This is a genomic window from Streptomyces sp. NPDC057623, assembly GCF_042800355.1.
Classification (GTDB): Bacteria; Actinomycetota; Actinomycetes; order Streptomycetales; family Streptomycetaceae; genus Streptomyces.
The window spans coordinates 46,314-67,518 of the sequence record NZ_JBHVGZ010000048.1 but is presented as its reverse complement, the minus strand read 5'-3'; the positions used below and the strand labels follow the sequence as shown (position 1 = coordinate 67,518).

The 21,205-nt window shown below is 71.6% G+C and carries 20 protein-coding genes; 11 read left to right on the top strand and 9 right to left on the bottom strand.

The window, feature by feature from the left end; translation table 11 throughout:
* Window positions 1–238: 238 nt before the first annotated feature.
* Window positions 239–1,171 carry a Ppx/GppA family phosphatase gene (locus ACFU95_RS35060; RefSeq protein WP_383836375.1) on the bottom strand — a complete coding sequence of 311 codons (933 nt, stop codon included), beginning with the start codon at window positions 1,169–1,171 and terminating at the stop codon, window positions 239–241.
* A gap of 83 nt (window positions 1,172–1,254) precedes the next feature.
* Here ACFU95_RS35060 and ACFU95_RS35055 point away from each other — a divergent pair, with 83 nt between their 5' ends.
* Complete coding sequence (locus ACFU95_RS35055) at window positions 1,255–2,112, top strand: hypothetical protein (protein ID WP_383836372.1); 858 nt, start codon at window positions 1,255–1,257, stop codon at window positions 2,110–2,112.
* A 21-nt stretch (window positions 2,113–2,133) separates the two neighbouring features.
* Here the strand turns inward: ACFU95_RS35055 and ACFU95_RS35050 are convergent, their stop codons facing one another.
* On the bottom strand, window positions 2,134–3,924 hold the full coding sequence (locus tag ACFU95_RS35050) for a hypothetical protein (protein WP_383836369.1): 1,791 nt from the start codon (window positions 3,922–3,924) through the stop codon (window positions 2,134–2,136).
* Window positions 3,925–4,138: 214 nt separating this feature from the next.
* Here ACFU95_RS35050 and radA point away from each other — a divergent pair, with 214 nt between their 5' ends.
* Both radA and disA read left to right on the top strand, forming a co-directional pair.
* Window positions 4,139–5,548 carry a DNA repair protein RadA gene (gene radA / locus ACFU95_RS35045; protein ID WP_383836366.1) on the top strand — a complete coding sequence of 470 codons (1,410 nt, stop codon included), beginning with the start codon at window positions 4,139–4,141 and terminating at the stop codon, window positions 5,546–5,548.
* Window positions 5,549–5,629: 81 nt separating this feature from the next.
* Window positions 5,630–6,754 carry a DNA integrity scanning diadenylate cyclase DisA gene (disA, locus tag ACFU95_RS35040; protein ID WP_383836363.1) on the top strand — a complete coding sequence of 375 codons (1,125 nt, stop codon included), beginning with the start codon at window positions 5,630–5,632 and terminating at the stop codon, window positions 6,752–6,754.
* 135 nt (window positions 6,755–6,889) lie between these two features.
* Here disA and ACFU95_RS35035 read toward each other — a convergent pair whose 3' ends face one another.
* Window positions 6,890–7,714 carry a hypothetical protein gene (locus ACFU95_RS35035; RefSeq protein ID WP_383836361.1) on the bottom strand — a complete coding sequence of 275 codons (825 nt, stop codon included), beginning with the start codon at window positions 7,712–7,714 and terminating at the stop codon, window positions 6,890–6,892.
* A 186-nt stretch (window positions 7,715–7,900) separates the two neighbouring features.
* Between ACFU95_RS35035 and ACFU95_RS35030 the strand changes: the two genes are divergently transcribed.
* A complete protein-coding gene (locus ACFU95_RS35030; RefSeq protein WP_383836358.1) occupies window positions 7,901–8,533 on the top strand; it encodes a phosphatase PAP2 family protein in 633 nt (210 codons plus the stop codon).
* A gap of 23 nt (window positions 8,534–8,556) precedes the next feature.
* Here the strand turns inward: ACFU95_RS35030 and ACFU95_RS35025 are convergent, their stop codons facing one another.
* The gene (locus ACFU95_RS35025; protein ID WP_383836355.1) at window positions 8,557–9,216 is read right to left on the bottom strand and encodes a response regulator; all 660 of its coding nucleotides are present in this window, start codon (window positions 9,214–9,216) and stop codon (window positions 8,557–8,559) included.
* Window positions 9,213–10,799 (bottom strand): sensor histidine kinase, encoded by a 1,587-nt coding sequence (locus ACFU95_RS35020; RefSeq protein WP_383836352.1) that lies wholly within the window; start codon window positions 10,797–10,799, stop codon window positions 9,213–9,215. Before ACFU95_RS35020 ends, ACFU95_RS35025 begins: the two co-directional genes overlap by 4 nt.
* Window positions 10,800–11,021: 222 nt before the next feature.
* On the opposite strand from ACFU95_RS35020, the gene ACFU95_RS35015 reads away from it, so the two are divergent.
* From ACFU95_RS35015 to cseC, 5 genes are all read left to right on the top strand, one after another.
* Window positions 11,022–11,957 (top strand): A/G-specific adenine glycosylase, encoded by a 936-nt coding sequence (locus ACFU95_RS35015; RefSeq protein WP_383836349.1) that lies wholly within the window; start codon window positions 11,022–11,024, stop codon window positions 11,955–11,957.
* A gap of 316 nt (window positions 11,958–12,273) precedes the next feature.
* Window positions 12,274–12,813, top strand: a complete 540-nt coding sequence (locus ACFU95_RS35010) for a SigE family RNA polymerase sigma factor (RefSeq protein ID WP_217211926.1) — start codon at window positions 12,274–12,276, stop codon at window positions 12,811–12,813.
* Window positions 12,814–12,887: 74 nt separating this feature from the next.
* Window positions 12,888–13,562, top strand: coding sequence for a hypothetical protein (locus ACFU95_RS35005; RefSeq protein ID WP_383836418.1), 675 nt, complete (start codon window positions 12,888–12,890; stop codon window positions 13,560–13,562).
* A 120-nt stretch (window positions 13,563–13,682) separates the two neighbouring features.
* Window positions 13,683–14,390, top strand: a complete 708-nt coding sequence (gene cseB / locus ACFU95_RS35000) for a two-component system response regulator CseB (RefSeq protein WP_383836346.1) — start codon at window positions 13,683–13,685, stop codon at window positions 14,388–14,390.
* Between the two features lie 230 nt (window positions 14,391–14,620).
* Window positions 14,621–15,919, top strand: coding sequence for a two-component system sensor histidine kinase CseC (cseC, locus tag ACFU95_RS34995; protein ID WP_383836343.1), 1,299 nt, complete (start codon window positions 14,621–14,623; stop codon window positions 15,917–15,919).
* A gap of 11 nt (window positions 15,920–15,930) precedes the next feature.
* On the opposite strand, the gene ACFU95_RS34990 is transcribed toward cseC, so the two are convergent.
* The 3 genes from ACFU95_RS34990 to ACFU95_RS34980 all read right to left on the bottom strand — a co-directional run bounded on the left by ACFU95_RS34990 (window position 15,931) and on the right by ACFU95_RS34980 (window position 18,679).
* A complete protein-coding gene (locus ACFU95_RS34990) occupies window positions 15,931–16,365 on the bottom strand; it encodes a VOC family protein (protein ID WP_383836340.1) in 435 nt (144 codons plus the stop codon).
* A gap of 58 nt (window positions 16,366–16,423) precedes the next feature.
* Window positions 16,424–16,864, bottom strand: coding sequence for a helix-turn-helix transcriptional regulator (locus ACFU95_RS34985; RefSeq protein WP_383836337.1), 441 nt, complete (start codon window positions 16,862–16,864; stop codon window positions 16,424–16,426).
* Window positions 16,865–17,083: 219 nt separating this feature from the next.
* Window positions 17,084–18,679 carry an MDR family MFS transporter gene (locus ACFU95_RS34980; RefSeq protein WP_383836334.1) on the bottom strand — a complete coding sequence of 532 codons (1,596 nt, stop codon included), beginning with the start codon at window positions 18,677–18,679 and terminating at the stop codon, window positions 17,084–17,086.
* Between the two features lie 138 nt (window positions 18,680–18,817).
* Between ACFU95_RS34980 and ACFU95_RS34975 the strand changes: the two genes are divergently transcribed.
* On the top strand, window positions 18,818–19,405 hold the full coding sequence (locus tag ACFU95_RS34975; RefSeq protein ID WP_383836331.1) for a TetR/AcrR family transcriptional regulator: 588 nt from the start codon (window positions 18,818–18,820) through the stop codon (window positions 19,403–19,405).
* A gap of 13 nt (window positions 19,406–19,418) precedes the next feature.
* On the opposite strand, the gene ACFU95_RS34970 is transcribed toward ACFU95_RS34975, so the two are convergent.
* Complete coding sequence (locus tag ACFU95_RS34970) at window positions 19,419–20,039, bottom strand: M23 family metallopeptidase (protein ID WP_383836416.1); 621 nt, start codon at window positions 20,037–20,039, stop codon at window positions 19,419–19,421.
* 527 nt (window positions 20,040–20,566) lie between these two features.
* On the opposite strand from ACFU95_RS34970, the gene ACFU95_RS34965 reads away from it, so the two are divergent.
* Window positions 20,567–21,202 carry an HAD family acid phosphatase gene (locus tag ACFU95_RS34965; protein WP_383836328.1) on the top strand — a complete coding sequence of 212 codons (636 nt, stop codon included), beginning with the start codon at window positions 20,567–20,569 and terminating at the stop codon, window positions 21,200–21,202.
* The last annotated feature ends 3 nt before the right edge of the window (window positions 21,203–21,205 follow it).

Genomic DNA, 21,205 nt, shown 5'->3' with positions numbered 1-21,205 from the left:
TCGCCCCCGCCGCCCTGCCCATCCCGTCCCCAGGGGCTCCGCCCCTTCGGCCCCGCCAGGGGGCTCCGCCCCCTGGACCCCCGTCGGCCTGAACGGCCTCGTCCTCGAACGCCGGACGGGCTGAAGGTGCCAGGACCGGCGCCGAAAAGTCACCGCCGGCTGCCATGAGGCGAAGCCCGCCGGGGTGGGGACGGACGCCCCCGGCCCACCGAAGCCGCCCAGGCGTCGCAGGCGTCCCTCAGGCCACCGACATGTGATCCAGCTTCCGCAGGATCACGCCCTCCCGCAACGCCCAGGGGCAGACCTCCAGCGTCTCCACCCCGAACAGATCCATCGCCCCCTCGGCCACCAACGCCCCCGCGAGCAGCTGCCCCGCCCGCCCGTCCGAGACACCGGGGAGTTCCGCGCGCTGTGCCACCGTCATCCCCGCCAGGCGCGGGACCCACGCCTCCAGGGACTCCCGCTTCAGCTCGCGCTGGGTGTACACGCCCTCCGCGGAGCGGGCGGCGCCGGCGATGCGGGCAAGCTGCTTGAAGGTCTTGGACGTCGCGACCACGTGGTCCGGCGCACCGAAGCGGCTGAATTCGCCGACGGTGCGAGCGATCTGGGCGCGCACATGCCGCCGCAGCCCCCGTATGTCCCCCGCCTCCGGTGGATCCCCCGGCAGCCACCCCGCCGTGAGCCGTCCCGCCCCCAGCGGCAGCGACACCGCCGCGTCCGGCTCCTCGTCCATGCCGTACGCGATCTCCAGGGACCCGCCCCCGATGTCCAGCACGAGCAGCTTCCCGGCCGACCATCCGAACCACCGGCGCGCCGCGAGGAAGGTCAGCCGGGCCTCCTCCGCACCGGTGAGGACCTGGAGCTCGACCCCGGTCTCGTCCTTCACGCGCGCGAGCACGTCGTCGGCGTTGGTCGCCTCCCGCACCGCGGACGTCGCGAACGGCAGCACCTCCTCGACACCCTTGTCCTCGGCCGCCTGCAGCGCCTCGTGGACGACGCCGATCAGCTTGTCGACCCCCTCGGGACCGATGGCTCCACTGTCGTCGAGGAGTTGGGCAAGGCGCAGCTCCACCTTGTGCGAGTGCGCGGGCAACGGGCGCGCGCCCGGGTGCGCGTCCACCACCAGCAGATGCACCGTGTTAGATCCCACGTCGAGGACACCGAGTCTCATGTACGGAACGCTACTGCCACCCGGTGATCCTCCGTCCCCCAAGGTCCTCGAAGCCGCTGGTACGGAAGCCGTACCCTGGACCCGTGCCAAAGACGAAAAAGGCGAAGACCGACAAGACGGCCAAATCAGCCAAGGGTTCTTCGCAGGCGAAGGCGGCCACGAAGTCGAAGAAGCCCAAGAACTCCCCGGACGCGGACGAGAAGGGGCTCGACTTCGCGCGCGCGTGGGTGGAGTTCCCTGATCCGGCGGACGACGAGCAGGTCTTCCGGTGCGATCTGACATGGCTGACCTCCCGTTGGAACTGCATCTTCGGCAGCGGCTGCCAGGGCATCCAGGCGGGTCGCGCGGACGACGGCTGCTGCACGCTGGGCGCGCACTTCTCGGACGAGGACGACGAGAAGCGGGTCGCCGAGCATGTGGCGAGGCTCACGCCGGACATCTGGCAGCACCACGCCGAGGGCACGGAGCACGGCTGGATCTCGGAGGACGAGGACGGCGACCGCCAGACCCGGCCCTTCAACGGCTCGTGCATCTTCCAGAACCGCCCCGGCTTCGCGGGCGGCGCGGGCTGCTCGCTGCACATCCTGGCCCTGAAGGAGGGCCGCGAGCCGCTGGAGACCAAGCCCGACGTGTGCTGGCAGTTGCCGGTCCGACGGACGTACGACTGGATCGACCGGCCCGACGACACCCGCGTGCTCCAGGTGTCGATCGGTGAGTACGACCGCCGCGGCTGGGGCCCGGGCGGCCACGACCTGCACTGGTGGTGCACGTCGGCGACCTCGGCGCACGGCGCCGGCGACCCGGTGTACGTGTCCTACCGGCCGGAGCTGACGGAGCTGATGGGCAAGGCGGGATACGACCGCCTGGTCGAGCTGTGCGAGCAGCGGCTGGCCTCGCAGCTGCCGATGGTGGCACCGCATCCGGCGGATCCGGTCGGCTAGCACCGGGCACGAACCGGTGTTCTACGACCCCGACGGGCTCGGCTCGCCGCTCCCGTCGGGCGGCGTCGAGCCCCCCGGATCCGACGGGCCGGACGGCGACGGATCGCCGGCGGTGGGCGACGGGTCGGGGTCGGGAGACGAGGCCGGCGGCTCGCTGGGCGTCCCGGGGCCGGTCGGAGCCGGGGTCGTCGGCGTCGGATCGGGTCCGGAGGACGAGGGCGGCGGGTCGCCCGGCGTCCCGGGATGGGTCGGGTCGGTGGGGTACGGGTCGCTGGGACGCGGGTCCGGGCCGTGTCCCGGGTCGGAGGGGCTCGGGGCGCTGCCGAAGCCCTTGATGGAGACGAGGGCACCGGCGGGTGAGATCGCCACGCGCGCGCTCCAGAACCCGGACGGCTCCCGCAGATGGTCGACGTACACCTTGATCGTCAACGACTCGCCGGGCGCCAGCGTTCCCGCCGACTGGCTCAGATAGAGCCAGTGCGCACCGGTGATCGCGGACCAGCGCACCGGCGCACGTCCGGTGGCCGTGAGGGTGAGGAGCGTGGTGTCCCCGTCGTTGCCGGCCGAGACCTCCAGCTGCCCCGTGCCCGACCCGTGCGCGCCGCTGACGCTGATGACCTCCACGGTGACGTCCGGAGCGCCGCGATCGCCGAACCGGTCGCCCCGTCCGGCGCTCGCGTTTCCGGCGTTCTCGTAGTCGTCGCCCGCGGCCTCGCCGTCGAGGGCGCCGGGGTCGTGCGCCTCGCTCGCGCTGGCCGAGTGGCCGTCCACGCCCTCGCCGGTCGCGGTGCCCCGGTAGGCGGCCCACAGGGCGAGGACCGGGGCGGCGACGACGGTGGCGACGACGGTCGTCGTGACGGCACGCGCGCGGAGGCGGTCCCTGCGGGCGGCCCTGTCCTTCGGGTCCATCGGGAAGCCGCGCCGGTCGAAGCGCGGCACGGCGGCACCCCGCGCGCGTGGGTGGTGGGCCAGGGCCGTGTGCAGGGCCGCGCGGGGCGCCTCCAGCACGGGAAGTTCGGCAGGGGTGACGGCCGCACCGGGCCACCGGCCGGGGATCGCCCGCTCGGCGGTACGACGGCAGCGGGGGCAGTCGTCGACGTGCCGGACGAGCTCGCGGCGCAGGGCGGTGCCGAGCACGACCTGGTTGTCGCCGGTGAGGCGGGCGACGCTCGGACAGGCGCCGGTCTCCACGACGGCGAGGGCCGCGCGCGTGCGCTCGACCTCGCAGGCGGCGGAGGCGAGCAGTTCGCGGGCGGCGGCGAGGTCCAGGCCGAGGACGGCGGCGACCTCGTGGGCGGCGAGGTGATGGCGTACGGCGAGTTCGAGCGCCTCGCGCTGCTCCGGGGTGGTGCCGGCGGCCTCCGGCCAGGCCAGCAGGGCGAGTTCGCGGCGCCGCTGCTCCTGGACCTCCTCGGCGACGGCCGGCCGGGCAGACCGCGCCCCCGCCTGCCGATGGGCGCCGGGCCGGCCCGCCGCATGGCTGCCCTGACGTTTCTGCTTGGCCTCGGCCAGCTTGCGCAGACAGGCCCAGCGGGCGAGCGCGTAGAGCCAGGGCCGCCGGTCCGCGGGGGTCTCCGGCACGCGCTGTCCGCGCCGCTCGGCGAGCGCGAGGGCGTCGCCGAGGGCGGCGGTCGCGGCGTCGTGGTCGCACAGCACGGACAGGCAGTAGGTGAACAGCCCGTCCAGATACGGCTCGTAGCGCGCGGGGGGCTGCTGCGCCAAGGTGCGCGCCGCCGCACGATCACGCGCCTCCCGATGCGCCCGATGCGCGCCGGCGGTGCGGGTCGGGGTCTCCGGACTGCTGCTCGTCATTGGTGGACCGTAGAAGGCTCGCGGTGGCCCCTTCCTCCCGCTTGAGCAGTTTTAATCCGTACGGGTGAAACGATCCCTCAATGGGGTACAGGAACGCGGAATTCCGTGACTTGTGCATGACGAGACGGCCCTGGGCGGGGCCCGAAGTGTCACCGCGGGGCGCCGCGTGCGGGACCGTACGGCGTTGTCAGTGGGCTCGGTTACGGTTCTTCGCATGGCTGCCCGTACCAAGACCACGAAGGACCGCCCGTCCTACCGCTGCACGGAGTGCGGCTGGCAGACGGCCAAGTGGCTCGGCCGTTGCCCCGAGTGCCAGGCGTGGGGGACGGTCGAGGAGTACGGCGCGCCCGCGGTCCGCACGACCACGCCGGGGCGGGTGACGAACTCCGCGCTGCCCATCGGGCAGGTCGACGTGCGGCAGGCCACCGCGCGGCCCACCGGAGTGCCCGAGCTGGACCGCGTCCTCGGCGGCGGACTGGTGCCCGGCGCGGTGGTCCTCCTCGCGGGCGAGCCCGGCGTCGGCAAGTCCACACTGCTGCTGGACGTGGCGGCCAAGTCGGCGAGCGACGAGCACCGCACGCTGTATGTCACCGGTGAGGAGTCGGCGAGCCAGGTGCGGCTGCGCGCCGACCGCATCGGCGCCCTCGACGACCATCTGTATCTCGCCGCCGAGACCGATCTGTCCGCCGTGCTGGGCCACCTGGACGCGGTGAAGCCGTCGCTGCTCATCCTCGACTCCGTGCAGACCGTGGCCTCTCCGGAGATCGACGGTGCGCCCGGCGGCATGGCCCAGGTCCGCGAGGTGGCCGGTGCCCTGATCCGGGCCTCCAAGGAGCGCGGCATGTCCACGCTCCTCGTGGGACACGTCACCAAGGACGGCGCCATCGCCGGACCCCGCCTCCTGGAGCACCTCGTGGACGTGGTGCTCCACTTCGAGGGCGACCGGCACGCGCGTCTGCGGCTCGTGCGGGGCGTCAAGAACCGCTACGGCGCGACGGACGAGGTCGGCTGCTTCGAACTGCACGACGAGGGCATCACGGGCCTCGCCGACCCGAGCGGACTCTTCCTGACCCGTCGTGACGAACCGGTCCCCGGCACCTGCCTGACGGTCACCCTGGAGGGCCGCCGCCCCCTGGTGGCCGAGGTCCAGGCACTCACCGTCGACTCGCAGATCCCCTCACCCCGGCGTACGACGTCCGGCCTGGAGACCTCACGCGTCTCGATGATGCTGGCCGTGCTCGAACAGCGCGGCCGGATCAGCGCGCTCGGCAAGCGGGACATCTACTCCGCGACGGTCGGCGGAGTGAAGCTCTCGGAGCCCGCCGCGGACCTCGCCGTCGCCCTCGCGCTGGCCTCCGCGGCCAGTGACACACCTCTCCCCAAGAACCTCGTCGCGATCGGCGAGGTGGGCCTCGCGGGCGAGGTCAGACGGGTCACGGGCGTGCAGCGCAGGCTGGCCGAAGCCCACCGGCTGGGCTTCACCCACGCCCTCGTCCCGGGCGACCCGGGCAAGATCCCCGCGGGCATGAAGGTGCTGGAAGTTGCCGACATAGGGGACGCGCTCCAGGTCCTTCCGCGGTCGCGTCGGCGAGAGGCCCCACGGGACGAGGACGACCGCCGGTAGACTTTGCCCTGGTCTCGCCCGTCCGTACGAACCGTGTGTGCGAAACGGGAGCGCCCCAGAACCTGCGACCGGAGGAGTGCAGTGGCAGCCAACGACCGGGCAGCAGCTCCCGGAAAGTCCGGTGGGAGCTCCGGTGCCGATGGCCTGATGCGCGCCTCACTGAGCGCCGTGGCACCCGGCACGGCCCTGCGCGACGGCTTGGAACGGATTCTCCGCGGCAACACCGGCGGACTCATCGTGCTCGGCTCCGACAAGACCGTCGAGGTGATGTGCACGGGCGGATTCGTCCTGGATGTCGAGTTCACGGCGACCCGGCTGCGGGAGCTGTGCAAGCTCGACGGCGGCATCGTGCTGTCGTCCGACCTCTCCAAGATCCTGCGCGCCGGCGTCCAGCTGGTCCCGGACCCGACGATCCCCACGGAGGAGACCGGCACCCGGCACCGTACGGCGGACCGGGTCAGCAAGCAGGTCGGCTTCCCCGTGGTGTCCGTCTCGCAGTCGATGCGGCTCATCGCGCTCTACGTCGACGGTCAGCGCCGCGTCCTGGAGGACTCGGCGGCGATCCTCTCCCGGGCCAACCAGGCCCTGGCGACCCTGGAGCGCTACAAGCTCCGCCTCGACGAGGTCGCGGGAACGTTGTCAGCGCTGGAGATCGAGGACCTGGTGACGGTCCGCGACGTCTCGGCGGTGGCCCAGCGCCTGGAGATGGTGCGCCGCATCGCGACCGAGATCGCCGAGTACGTGGTGGAGCTGGGCACGGACGGTCGCCTCCTGGCACTCCAGCTGGACGAGTTGATCGCGGGCGTGGAACCCGAGCGCGAGCTCGTGGTGCGCGACTACGTCCCCGAGCCGACGGCCAAGCGCTCCCGCACGGTCGACGAGGCCCTGTACGAGCTGGACGCCCTCACCCACGCCGAGCTCCTGGAACTCTCCACGGTGGCACGGGCACTGGGCTACACGGGCTCCCCGGAGGCACTGGACTCCGGGGTCTCCCCGCGCGGCTTCCGCCTCCTGGCCAAGGTCCCGAGGCTGCCGGGCGCGATCATCGACCGCCTGGTGGAGCACTTCGGCGGCCTTCAGAAGCTGCTCGCGGCCAGTGTGGACGACCTCCAGACGGTGGACGGCGTCGGCGAGGCGCGGGCACGCAGCGTGCGCGAGGGGCTGTCGCGGCTGGCGGAGAGCTCGATCCTGGAACGGTACGTCTGAGCGCTCCGCGGGAAGTACCGCGATCTCGCGTCGCTCGGATGGGGCGCCGTCGTCGTCGCGCGGCGCGCCCACGCGGCGGACCGCACAGGCCACGGCCCCGCGCCCCTCGGGAGCGCGGGGCCGCCGGGCGAAGCGCTAGTCGTTCTCCAGCACGAACGACGTCTGTGCCGTCCCGAACCCCGGCGCCTTCGCCTCCACGAGATACGTTCCCGCCGCGGCGGCCGCCGCGGGCGGTGTCGCGCACTGCGCGGCGCTCGCCTTGCGGTCCCACTTCACGGTGTACGTGATGCTCTTGCCGGCGGGCACCCGGAACTGAAGGCTGCCGGAGACCTTGGGGCAGTCGGCGGAGGACCAGAAGTCGTCCTCGGATCCCGCCTGAGTGATCGTCACCACCGTGTTCTTCGGGCCCAGATCGACCTTGCAGTCGTAGCTGGAGGAGTTCGTCGCGGTCAGCAGCAGGGCGGGCGTCCGGCCTGGCTCGTACGCGTTGTGCAGGCTCTTGACCGACACCTTCACCGCGCCCGCGACACAGTCGGGCAGCGCGGAGCCCGGAGCGAGGGTGTCGTCCACACCGACGCCGCTTCCCGAACCGCCCCCCGCGGAGCCGCTGCCCGAGCCGTCCGACCCATCGGAGCCCCCGGCACCGTCCCCGGATCCGCTGCCGTCGCCGGAGCCCTCCGCCGACCCCGACCCGCCGGAGTCACCGCCGGGCGACTCGTCACGTCCGCCCGGCGCCTGACTGATCGCCGGCCCGGAACCCGACGGGCCCGGCGTGATCGTCGAGGGCGCGGGATTCTTGCCGTCCGACCCGCCCGCGTTGTTCTTGCCGCCTCCGCCGCCCGAGGTGAGCACCCAGGTGATCAGCAGCGCCAACAGGGCGACCACAGACAGCAGTACGGCCCTCCGTCGCCAGTAGATGGTGGAGGGAAGCGGCCCGATCGGATTGCGCAGTGATCCCACGGCGCAAACTGTACGAGAGATCGGTGCGTCAGCCTGCTCCACCCGCCGCCCCGGGCCACAACTTTTCCGGATCATCATCCCGGAAGCCGCCCCGCGCCGGCCGCGCCACCCCTGTCTTCCGTCAGGTGCGCCACCTGACGATCGCAGGATGTGACGATATCGGCCCGCCACCTACGGTCCGTGACCATGGACTTCGAGGACGCCGGGCTCTACCGGAACATCACCGACTTCGCCCGCGGCACCCCAACGTGGGTACAACACACCGCCGAGATATGGACGGAGGCCGGACTGCTGCTGTTCGGCGCGCTGTTCCTCACCACGTGGTGGCGAGCCAGGCGCGAGACCACCCGGGCCTTCGCGATCGCGGCCCTTGCACCTCTGGCCACGGCTGTGGCGTACGTCGGCAGTGAGCTCCTCAAGTCGGTTGTCACGCAGGAACGTCCGTGCCGGGCCGTGCCGGGTGCGACCACCTCGCTCGCCGCCTGCCCGCCCCCCGGCGACTGGTCCTTCCCCAGCAACCACGCCACCATCGCGGGCGCGGCGGCCGTCACACTCGCCCTGGCCAGGCACACCCTCCTGTGGCTGACGGCTCCACTGGCCCTCCTGATGGCCTTCTCCCGCGTCTTCGTCGGCGTCCACTACCCGCACGACGTCGCCGCGGGCCTCGCCTTCGGCGCGCTGGTCGCGGTGGCGGCCGTACGACTGGCCACCCGCCCCGCGACCCGGCTGGCACAGGCGATGCGGACGGCGTCGGCACCGGCGTTCGTACGGTGGTTGACGGCGCGGCCGGACCCGACCGGGGCGCGGCGCCCGCGCTGAGCCTGAGGTCGCCGCGCGACGCCTCACGACTCCACCAGCCCCGCCTCGTACGCCACGATCGCCGCCCGCACCCGGTTGCGCACGCCCAACCGGTCGAGCACCGCGCTCACATACGCCTTCACGGTGCCCTCGACCAGGTGCAGCCGGGCGGCGATCTCCGGGTTGGACAGGCCCGCGCCGACGAGCCCGAGCACCTCGCGCTCGCGCGGGCTGAGCTCGGCCACGCGCGCGCGTGCGGCGGCCTCGCGGCCGAGCCGCCCGTCGCTGCCGCCCAGCCCGTCGATGACGTACCGGGCCACCTTCGGCGACAGGAAGGCGGCGCCGCCCGCCACCGCCCGTACACCCGCGATCAGTTCGTAGGGGTCGCCGGACTTCAGCAGGAAGCCGGTGGCTCCGCCGCCGAGCGCCCGGGCCACGTAGGCGTGTTCGGAGAAGGTGGTGAGCATCGCGACGGCGGTGCCGGGGACGGTCCGTACGATCTCCCGCGCGGCGGCGAGTCCGTCCAGGCGGGGCATACGGATGTCCAGCAGAGCCACGTCCGGCCGGTGGGCCCGGGACAGTTCGACCGCCTCGCGCCCGTCGCCCGCCTCCGCGACGACCTCGGTCTCACCGCCGCTCGTCAGGATGGCGCGCACACCGGCCCGCACCATCGCCTCGTCGTCGGCCAGCAGTACACGGATCACCGTACGAACTCCTCGTTGGTGGAGGGCGGTTGGGTCAGAGCGGCCCTCGGGATCACGTCCTTGGCGACGAGCCGTCCCCCGTCGTCGAAGCAGAGCCTGAAGTGGTCGACGGAGACCAGGAGTTCGCCGCTCGCGCGGTAGTAGCGGCAGTCGGTGCCCTTCGGGGGCGGCACGGGCGCGCGTTCCACGGGTGCGTCGCGCGCGGTGCGGTCGGGCAGGACGCCCGCGATGTCGCGGTGCGACGCGCCGAGCCGCAGCTCGGCGTACGCGGCGGGCGGCAGCACCGAGTGGGTCTCCGTGTACGCGTACCAGGCGAAGGCTCCGCCGACGAGTGCGACGCCCGCGCCGACGGCGGCCGCGGCCGCGAGGGCGATGCGGCGGCGGGCGTGGGTGAAGGGGGCGTACGGGGCCGGGGACGGTCGTACCGTCGCGGCGACGGGCCGCTCCGGAACGTACGCCCGCACGCGGAAGCCGTCACCGCACGGGCCTGCCTCGAAGTCGCCGCCGACCGCGGTGACGGCGGCGCGCAGGGCCTGGAGGCCGGTGCCGCCGGAGGGCGGGGAGGGCGGGGGCACGCAATCCTCGTCGAGGGCCGGACTCCGCCCGCTGAGCACCGTGACCCGCGTGCCCCCGGCCTCCCTGCCCGCCGCCACGGTGATCGCGGCACCGGGCGCGTGCCGGGCCGCGTTGGTCAGCGCCTCGCGGACCACCCGGTACAGGACCCGCTCGGCGACCCCGCCCGGTTCCGGCGTGGCCCGGGCCGTCCCCTCCCAGCGCACCGGCAGGCCCGACTCGGCGGAGCGGGCGACGAGTTGCTCGACGGTCTCGCCCGGCGGGCTCAGGGACACCGGTTCGTCCTCCTCCCGCAGGACGCCGATGATGCGGTGCAGTCGGTCGGTGGCGTCGGCGGCGGCCGCGCGCAGGTCGGCGGCGGCGGTGCGGTGGCGGTCCGGGAGGTCCGGGGCGACCTGGAGGGCCCCCGCGCGCAGCGCGATGAGGCTCAGCTCGTGCCCCAGGGAGTCGTGCATGTCCTGGGCGATCCGGGCCCGCTCGCGCAGCCGGGCCCGCTCCTCGGCGATGCGCTGCTCACCCTCCAGGCGCGCGGCCCTGCTCCAGCCGGCCTCCGTCAGCCGACGGCTCTGCCGCCAGTAGCGGCCGCCGAGCCAGGGGAAGACGCAACCGAAGAGCAGCGTGCCCGTCAGGACCACCCATTCCGGTGCCGGATCGACCCCGAAGAGCGCGATCCGCGCCGTACCGAGAAGGGCGATGCCGCCGAAGAGGGCCACCGCCACTCGTACCCCGGCCGCGCGCAGACCGAGCAGCAGCGCGAAGACGCCGAGCGCGGGGCCGTAGGAGACGGTGAACAGGGCGGGGCCGGCGGCCAGGCCCAGCGCGGCCGTCAGCGCGAACGCCGCCGGCGGGCGCCGTCGGGCCACGGCGACCGCGGCGGCGAGCACGGCGAGCCCGGCCGCCTGCTGCCACCCGGCCCGCGGCTCGTTCATCCCGAGGCGGTCGGCCGTGAGCGCGGGCAGCACGAGGGCGGCCCAGAGCAGACAGGCCCGCCATATGCGAGGACGTTCCATCCGCCCGACGCTACAAGCGGGCGCCGGGGCACCACTGCTGCCGATCGTCAGGTGCGGCGCGCTCCTGAGGGGTACGTGGCGGCCGTGGGGCGGCGACTGCCCGCACCGGTGTCCGGCCGTCGGCGGCTCGGGGCCGCGACCCGCCACACCCGCGGCCACAAAACGCCCCGCCCCCGCCGCCTACCCACCCGGCCGCCACCGACATGGCAGGATCGGAAAGCCATGACTGCGCCCACGAAGCCCTCACCGAACAGTCCCGCCGACGGCCTCTCCGGCTCCCCTCTCGGAGGGGACCTGCACAGCCCCGTGATCGACTGGTTCGACGAAAACGCCCGCGACCTCCCCTGGCGGCGCCCCGAGGCGGGCCCCTGGGGCGTGATGGTCAGTGAGTTCATGCTCCAGCAGACGCCCGTGAACCGCGTCCTGCCCGTCTACGAGCAGTGGCTCGCCCGCTGGCCGCGCCCCGCCGACCTGGCCGGGGAAGCCCCCGGCGAGGCCGTCCGCGCCTGGGGCCGGCTCGGCTATCCGCGCCGCGCGCTGCGGCTGCACGGCGCCGCCGTCGCCATAGCGGAACGGCACGGCGGGGACGTACCGACGGACCACGCCCAGCTTCTGGCGCTGCCCGGCATCGGCGAGTACACGGCCGCGGCGGTCGCCTCCTTCGCCTACGGTCAGCGCCACCCCGTCCTGGACACCAACGTCCGCCGGGTCCTCGCCCGTGCCGTCACCGGCGTGCAGTACCCGCCGAACGCCACCACCGCCGCCGAACGCAAGCTCGCCCGTGCCCTGCTCCCCGACGACGAGGGCACCGCAGCCCGCTGGGCCGCGGCCTCCATGGAGCTCGGCGCGCTGGTGTGCACCGCGAAGAACGAGGCGTGCCACCGCTGCCCGATCACCGCGCGGTGCGCCTGGCAGCTGGCGGGCAAGCCGGAGCACGAGGGCCCGCCGCGCCGGGGCCAGACGTACGCCGGAACCGACCGTCAGGTGCGCGGCAAGCTGCTCGCCGTCCTCCGCGACGCCCATGTGCCCGTCCCGCAGGCGGCCCTGGACCGGGTGTGGCACGAGCCGGTGCAGCGCGCCCGCGCCCTGGACGGCCTGGTCGCGGACGGGCTGGTGGAGCCGCTGCCGGGCGGGATGTACCGGCTGCCGCTGAGCTGAGCGCGCGAGCTGACGCTCAGACACATCACAGCGGCAGGGCCTCCGCAACACACGAGGCACAGCCGCCACAGAGTTACAACACGGACAAATCATCCCATAGCCACCTCAACTCCTCTGTCGTTTAGTCCGTTTCCTTCTTCCGTTACACAACCGACGGACAGCCGAGCGCTAGCCGAAGGCTGCTTCGGACAGCCCCGTGACAACGCCTCCGTAGCTTCATTTCCGTACCCGGCAGACGGGGACGACTACGAACCACAGGCAGTCACACCGACGGCGAACAAGCCGATCGGGAACGGGGAATCGGGAGGCGGTCAACATGGCGCAGGGAGAGGTGCTCGAGTTCGAGGAGTACGTTCGCACCCGGCAGGACGCGCTGCTGCGCAGTGCCCGCCGACTGGTCCCGGACCCGGTGGACGCCCAGGATCTGCTGCAGACGGCGCTGGTGCGGACGTACCACCGCTGGGACGGCATAGCGGACAAGCGACTCGCCGACGCCTACCTGCGCCGCGTGATGATCAACACGCGGACCGAGTGGTGGCGGGCGCGCAAGCTGGAGGAAGTGCCGACCGAGCAGCTCCCGGACGCCTGCGTCGACGACTCCACCGAGCAGCACGCGGACCGCGCCCTGCTGATGGACATCATGAAGGTTCTGGCGCCGAAGCAGCGCAGCGTCGTGGTGCTGCGACACTGGGAGCAGATGTCCACGGAGGAGACGGCCGCCGCCCTCGGCATGTCGGCCGGAACGGTCAAGAGCACGCTGCACCGGGCGCTCGCCCGGCTCCGCGAGGAGCTGGAGAGCCGCGATCTGGACGCACGCGCGCTGGAGCGTGAGGAGCGGGAGCGTTGCGCGGCCTAGGCACGACGACGGGCGGCACCGGGCACACGGACAGGGGCGACAGGGACACGGACGAGGACTCCGGGTCCGCGGACATGGGCCCCGCCCAACCCGGACCCGCGCAGGTCCGGGGCATTTTTCAGGCGGCGTTCACGGCGGTGGCCGTGGTCGTCGCCCTCGCCCTTTTCGCCTCCGCGTGCGCCACCGGCGGCACCGGCGCCCGCGACGAGGGCCCCGCCCACGCCGACTCGGTGAGCGGCGCGGACGTCTCGTCGTCCTTCGCTCCCACGCCCGCCGCCTCGGCCCCGGCCTCGGCGGTCCCGGACCGGACGGAGGCCGTCCGCCTGGTCAAGGCGGACCCCGTGGTCTCGACGGAGGTCAAGCGCGATCTGAAGCCGTGTGTGGCGGACGAGTACCCCGTCGACGTGTCGTACGGCGATCTGACCGGCGGACCGGCGGACGACATCGTGGTCAACGTCCTGTCCTGCGGCGACGCGGTCGGCATCGCCTCGTACGTGTACCGGGAGCAGGGCGGCGCGTACCACAATGTGTTCAAGACCGAGGAGCCTCCGGTCTACGCGGAGATCGACCGCGGCTACCTGGTGGTGACAAAGCAGGTCTATGCCAAGGATGATGCGCTGTCGAACCCGTCCCGCGAGAACGTGCTCTCGTACCAGTGGGTCTCCGGCGGCTTCGTCCAGCGGTTCGACACGCGCACCGACTACGGCAACCTCGGCGGCGGTGACGAGTCGGCGGCGCCCGACGGCTGAGAGCCGGCCGCGGCGGCAGTGAACGCATCGCCCGATCCACGCGTCCCTCAAGTGGACACCTCCGACACACCCCTGACAAAGACGCACCCCCAGCAGAACACGAGGACTGAGAGCACCGGGATGGCAGACCAGACCCATGTCCTGTTCGTCGAGGACGACGACGTCATCCGCGAGGCCACCCAGCTCGCCCTGGAGCGGGACGGCTTCGCGGTCACCGCCATGCCCGACGGGGTCTCGGGCCTGGAGGCGTTCCGGACGAACCAGCCGGACATCGCGTTGCTCGACGTCATGGTCCCGGGCATGGACGGCGTCAGCCTGTGCCGCCGTATCCGCGACGAGTCGACGGTGCCGGTGATCATGCTGTCGGCGCGCGCGGACTCGATCGACGTGGTGCTGGGCCTGGAGGCGGGCGCGGACGACTATGTGACCAAGCCGTTCGACGGTGCCGTGCTGGTCGCGCGGATCCGTGCGGTGCTGCGCCGGTTCGGGCACGCGAGCGGCGGCGAGCGCGGCGTGGACGACGCCGGTTCGGCCGCCACCGGCGGGGTGCTGGCCTTCGGGGACCTGGAGGTCGACACCGAGGGCATGGAGGTGCGCAAGGCCGGGCAGCCGGTCGCGCTCACGCCGACCGAGATGCGGCTGCTGCTGGAGTTCTCCTCGGCGCCGGGCACGGTGCTGTCGCGGGACAAACTGCTGGAGCGGGTGTGGGACTACGGCTGGGGCGGGGACACCCGCGTCGTCGACGTCCATGTGCAGCGGCTGCGGCAGAAGATCGGCCAGGACCGCATCGAGACGGTCCGCGGCTTCGGCTACAAGTTGAAGGCCTGAGCGGGGCGGGCATGCGGGGGATGTTCAGACGCCCGGCTCCGTCCGGGGTGGCACGCGCGGCGGGCCTCGCGGACGCGACCGACGTCGCGGCCGTGGGCCGGGGATCAGGTGTCCGTGGGGGACCGGGTACGGGCGGTGGCATGGGTGACCGTACGGGCGGGGGCCCGGGCAGGCGGGGGCGCACCGGCATGCGCGTGCTCCGGCGCGCGGGCAGCCGCGTGAGCAGTCGCATGGCCATCCGCACGGGCCTGCGCTGGAAGCTGAGCGCGGCGATCGCGCTGGTCGGCGCGCTGGTGGCGATCGTGCTGAGCCTGGTGGTGCACAACGCGGCCCGGGTCTCGATGCTGGACAACGCGCGCGACCTCGCCGACGAGCGGATCCAGATCGCCCAGCGCAACTACGAGCAGTCCAAGCGGCTGAACTTCCCGAACGCCACGATCGACGACCCGGAGCTGCCGGCGGCGCTGCGGGAGAAGGTCGAGGAGGGCCGCCGGGCCACCTATGTGACCGACACGGCGAGCGGCACGCCCGACATCTGGGCGGCCGTGCCGCTCAACAACGGGCGGGTCATGTCCCTGCACACCGGGTTCACCGACCGCAGCGAGGACATCCTCGACGACCTCGACCAGGCCCTGCTCATCGGCTCCATCGCGGTGGTCCTCGGCGGCAGCGCGCTCGGTGTCCTCGTCGGCGGGCAGCTCTCACGCCGGCTGCGCAAGGCGGCGGCCGCGGCGCACCAGGTCGCGAGCGGGGAGCCGGACGTCCGGGTGCGGGACGCCATCGGGGGTGTCGTACGGGACGAGACCGACGATCTGGCGAGCGCGGTGGACGCCATGGCGGACGCGCTGCAACAGCGGCTGGAGGCGGAGCGGCGGGTGACGGCGGACATCGCGCACGAACTGCGCACGCCCGTGACGGGTCTGCTGACGGCGGCGGAACTCCTTCCCCCCGGCCGGCCCACCGAACTGGTCCTGGACCGGGCCAAGGCCATGCGCACGCTCGTCGAGGACGTCCTGGAGGTGGCCCGCCTGGACAGCGCCTCGGAGCGGGCCGAGTTGCAGGGCATCATGCTGGGCGAGTTCGTCAGCCGGCGGGTCGCGGTGAAGGATCCCGCCATCGAGGTGCGGGTCGTCCACGAGTCGGAGGTCACCACCGACCCGCGGCGCCTGGAGCGGGTGCTGTTCAACCTGCTGACGAACGCCGCGCGGCACGGCAGGCCGCCGATCGAGGTCACGGTCGAGGGCCGGGTCATCCGGGTCCGCGACCACGGCCCCGGCTTCCCCGAGGGCCTGCTCGCGGACGGGCCCAGCCGGTTCCGCACGGGCAGCAGCGACCGGTCGGGCCGCGGCCACGGCCTCGGCCTGACGATCGCGGCAGGTCAGGCCCGGGTCCTGGGCGCCCGTCTGACCTTCCGCAACGTCCGCCCGGCCGGCGCCGCGGACCACGTCCCGGCGGAAGGCGCGGTAGCCGTCCTCTGGCTCCCTGAGCACGCGCCGACGAACACGGGGAGCTACCCGATGCTGCCGTAGCGGCGCCGGGCTCACTCGAACGACTTGGAGAAGTCCAGCTCCTCACTGCGCTCGGTCAGCGAGTACCAGTTGCCGTTGTCGTCGCGGAAGATCGCCTCGATGCCGTACGGCCGCTCCTGCGGCTCCTGGATGAACTCCACCCCGCGCGCCCTGAAGGTCTCGTAGTCGCCCCGGCAGTCGTCCGTCCGGAACGCCCCGGCGCCGATGACCCCCTTCCCGACCAGCGTCTTCAGCGCTTCGGAGGATTCGGGATCGAGCCCCGGCCCGTCCAGGCTCATCAATGCGAGCTCGACATCCGGCTGGTCCTTCGCGCCCACGGTGACCCACCGCATATCGCCCATCGAAAGATCGTTCCGCACCTCGAAGCCGATCTTCTCGGTGAAGAACGCCTTGGTGCGCTGCTGGTCAAACGTCCATACGGTGGTGATGCCGAGACCCTTGATCATGACCTGTTCTCCCGTGTTCCGGCTCTGTTCCCTGCCGTCACGGTAGGCGCAGGCTCCTTCACGGCGCTTCTCCAGAGTTGCTCTCCTGCGCCTGCTCCGCCGCCTCCCGACGCATGAAGCCCCCGGCCCACAACATCGCGTAGCACCCCGGTATCAACGCCGCCCCGCGCCCGACGTGCTTCTCCCGGTACTCGGTCGGCGTCAGCCCGGTCCGCGCCTTGAACTTCGCCGAGAACGTCCCGAGGCTGCTGAAGCCGACCAGATGACAGATCTCCGTCACGCTCAGATCGGCGCCCCGCAGATACTCCTCGGCCCGCTCGATCCGCCGATGCGTCAGATACTGCCCCGGCGTCTGCCCGTACGCCGCCTTGAACGCCCGTACGAAGTGATGGCGCGAATACCCGGCGTGCGCGGCGACACCCTCCAGATCGAGCCCGGGATCAGCCCAGTCCCGATCCATGGCGTCCTTGGCCAGCCGCAGCAGCCGCACCTTGTCCATGGAGCCGATGGTGGCACGCCCCACGCATTCTCAGCCCGTCCGGCGTTTGAGGACGAGGCCCTTCGGGCCGACAGCGGGGGTCCAGGGGGCGGCAGCCCCTCGGCGGGGTCGAAGGGGCGGAGACCCTTCAAGGGATGGGACGGGTAGGGGCGGCGGGGGCGAGAAAAAACGCGAAGCCCCCGGGCGCGACACCCGAGGGCTCCGACAAGCTCCGCCCGCTCAGACGGCCTCCACCACGGCGACCTGGGCCGACGCACCGTCGTCGGCTTCAGCGTCCCCCTTCGGCCCCGCGCCCCTGAGCGGCACCTCCTTGACGAACACCGCCGCCACCAACGCCACCACGGCGACCGCGGCCCCCAGCAGAAACGCCGAGTGCGTCCCCGCCGACACCGCGTGCTGGTACGCCTCCCGCACAGCCGTCGGCAGCTGCGCCAGGCTCGCCGCGTCCAACTGCGCCGACTGCTCGGTCACCTTCGCCCCCAGCTGCCCGCCCCGCTCGGCCATGACGTCCTGGACCCGGCTGTTGAACAGCGCGCCCATGATCGCGACACCGAACGAGGAGCCGAGCGTACGGAAGAGCGTGGTGGACGAGGAGGCGACTCCCATGTCCTTCATCTCGACGCTGTTCTGCGCGACCAGCATGGTGATCTGCATCAGACAGCCCATGCCGAACCCGACCACGGCCATGTACAGCCCGGACGTGAGCCGGCTCGTGTCGGTGTCCATCAGCGACAGCAGATACAGCCCGACGACCATCAGCACGCTGCCGATCACCGGGAACACCTTGTACCGCCCGCTGTTCGTGGTCACCCGCCCCGCGACCATCGAGGTGACCAGCATCGCGCCGAGCATCGGCAGCAACAGCAGCCCGGAGTTCGTGGCGGAAGCCCCCTGCACCGACTGCTGGTACAGCGGCAGGAACAGCGTCGCACCGAACATCACGAACCCGGTGATGAACCCGATCACGGACATCAGCGTGAAGTTCCGGCTGCGGAATATGTGCAACGGAACCACCGGCTCCGCCGCCTTGGTCTGCCAGAACACGAACCCTACGAGCGCCGTGACCCCGATCCCGATGAGCTCCATGATCATCGCGGAGGTCCACGCGTACTCCGTACCGCCCCACGTGGTCACGAGCACGATCGCGGTGATGCCGACCGTCAGCAGGGCCGCGCCCAGATAGTCGATCCGCGCCTGTGCCCGCTTCTTCGGCAGATGCAGGACGACACTGATCGCGGCGAGCGCCACGACCCCGAGCGGCAGGTTGATGTAGAACGCCCAGCGCCAGCCCCAGTGGTCGGTGATGGTGCCACCGACCAGCGGCCCGGCGATCATCGCGAGCGCCATCACGCCGGCCATCATGCCCTGGTACTTGCCGCGCTCCCGCGGCGGAATCAGATCACCGATGATCGCCATGACGCCGACCATCAGACCGCCGGCGCCCAGTCCCTGCACGGCCCGGAACGCGATCAGCTGCCCCATGTCCTGGGCCATACCGCTCAGCGCGGACCCGATCAGGAACAGCACGATGGACGCCATGAAGACGCCCTTGCGCCCGTACATGTCACCGAGCTTGCCCCACAGCGGAGTGGAGGCCGCGGTCGCCAGGGTGTAGGACGTCACGACCCAGGACAGATGCTCCAGCCCGCCCAGCTCACCCACGATCGTCGGCATCGCGGTGCCCACGATCATGTTGTCGAGCATCGCGAGCATCATCGTGATCATCAGCGCGAGCAGGACGACCCGTACGCTCTTCGGCTGTTTCTTGTCGTCGGGCTCCGCCGCCCCTGAACCGACTGTCTTCGCGTCCGCCATGGTTCCCACTCCCCCGGCCACTCCCCGGCCACTTGCTTTCACTTACTTGCCGCCCGGCTAGTTGTCTACACTCGGGAAGGTAGGCGCGTAACTAGCCGGGCGTCAAGTAAGTTTTATGGAAAGCCGAGGAGTACGAGGATGGGCGGCACCATGGACGGCACCAAGCAGCGGCGCCGCGGGAACACCCGCCAGCGCATCCAGGACGTGGCCCTCGAACTCTTCGCCGAGCAGGGCTACGAGAAGACCTCACTGCGCGAGATCGCCGAGCGCCTGGAGGTCACGAAGGCGGCCCTGTACTACCACTTCAAGACCAAGGAAGAGATCATCGTCAGCCTCTTCGAGGACCTGACGAAGCCGATCGAGGACCTGATCGACTGGGGCAGGCGGCAGCCGCACTCACTCGAGACCAAGCAGGAGATCGTACGCCGCTACAGCCAGGCCCTGATCGACGCGGAACCGCTGTTCCGCTTCATGCAGGAGAACCAGGCGACGGTCCGCGAACTGAGCATCGGCGAGATGTTCAAGAACCGCATGCTCGGCATGCGCGACATCGTCATCGATCCGGACGCCGACCTGGTCGACCAGGTCCGCTGCATCAGCGCCCTGTTCACGATGCACGCCGGCATGTTCGTGATGAAGGACGTCGAAGGCGACCCCGAGGAGAAGCGCAAGGCCATCCTCGAGGTCGCCATCGACTTGATCACCCAGGCGCACAAGGGCGCCTGAACGGCTCGGTGTCTCAGATCTTCAGGCCCTTGGCACGAAGGAAGGACACCGGGTCGACCGCGGAACCGTAGTTGGCGGTCTTGCGGATCTCGAAGTGCAGGTGCGGCCCGCTGGAGTTGCCGGTGTTGCCGGACCTGGCTATGTCCTGACCGGTCTTGACGACCTGGCCGGCCTTCACGTCGATGCGCGACAGGTGGGCGTACTGGGAGTACGTCCCGTTGCCGTGCTTGATGACGATGGCATTGCCGTACGCGGGGCCGTCACCGGCGCCGTTGCCGCCGGCCTTGACGACGGTGCCGCCGTGCGCGGCCACGACCTGGGTGCCGCTCGGGACGGCGAAGTCCTGCCCGCTGTGGGTGGACTGCCACATGCCGCCGGCCTGCGCGAAGCTGGCGGACTTCGTGTACTTCTTCACCGGGCTGACCCAGGAGGCGGCCTTCTTGGCGGCGGCCTTCTTCACGGCGGCGCTCTGCGCCTGCACGGCGGTGGAGGTGCCGGGGGCGGAGCTCATCTCGGCGGCGACCGCGCCTCCGGCGCCCAGCACGACCGAGGCCCCCAGGCCGGCGGCCAGCACAGCGGCACGGGTGCGGAACGTGGACGTACGGGACGAACGGAAGGAGAAGCGCGGGGACATACGAAACCTCATGGGGAAGACGACAAGGAAATCCACCCGACGCTCAGGCATTCGCCGGATGGCCATCCCTTGGTAACCCCGGTACCGCCGCTGACCAAAACCCTCCAACTACGACGGACGCTAGTACTCCCCCATAAAAATCACCGCATCTTGACAGAGCGGCCATTCCGGACGAACCAGCACGGATACCGAAACCTACGCATGATTTCGGCGAAGAACGTCCCTTTTGTCCACCAGGTCGTTTCCACTATTCCCACTAGTAACGGACAAATCGCCTGTGCGGCATGTCACCGCTGAGCGCAATCGCGGGACCTCGGAATGTGACGGGCGCTACGCCGCGATTCCGCCGGACCGGCGGCCGAATGGATGCGGCCTGCCGCGCCCCGGGCGAATCCGCACGGCGTCATGTGACGCACGTCTCTGGCCACTTACCACCCAGTAACCCTATCTTTCCCCTCACGCCATCCCCACCCACGAACATGCACGCGACAACAACACAGCGCACGTGACGTGAGAGGACCCCCCACATGACGCTTCGCCGCCCCTGGGCACGCCGTATAGCGGTCAGCACCGTCTCCGCGGCCGCCCTCGTGGCCCTCGCGGTCCCCGCCGATGCCGCGACCACGGCCACCGCGACGAGCACCTCCACCGCCACGGCAGCCGCCGAGGACGTCAGCTACGACACCTGGCAGAAGGACTGCCAGGCGGTGATGGACCAGGCGCTGCCCTATCTGAAGCAGCGGATCGCCAACACCAAGCCGGGTGAGAAGCAGGCGATCGTCTTCGACATCGACAACACCACCCTGGAGACGGACTTCGGCTTCAGCTACCCGCAGCCGGCCAACAAGCCGGTCCTGGAGGTCGCCGAGTACGCCCAGCAGCACGGCGTCTCCCTGTTCTTCGTGACCGCCCGCCCGGGCATCATCGCCTCAGTGACCGACTACAACCTCAAGCACGTCGGCTACCAGGTCTCCGGCCTCTACGTCCGCAGCTTCGGCGACCTGTTCAAGGATGTCGCCGAGTACAAGACGGCCCAGCGCGTCGGCATCGAGAACAAGGGCTACACGATCATCGCGAACGTCGGCAACAGCGCCACCGACCTGTCGGGCGGCCACGCCGAGAAGACGTACAAGCTGCCTGACTACGACGGCCAGTTGTCGTAGTCC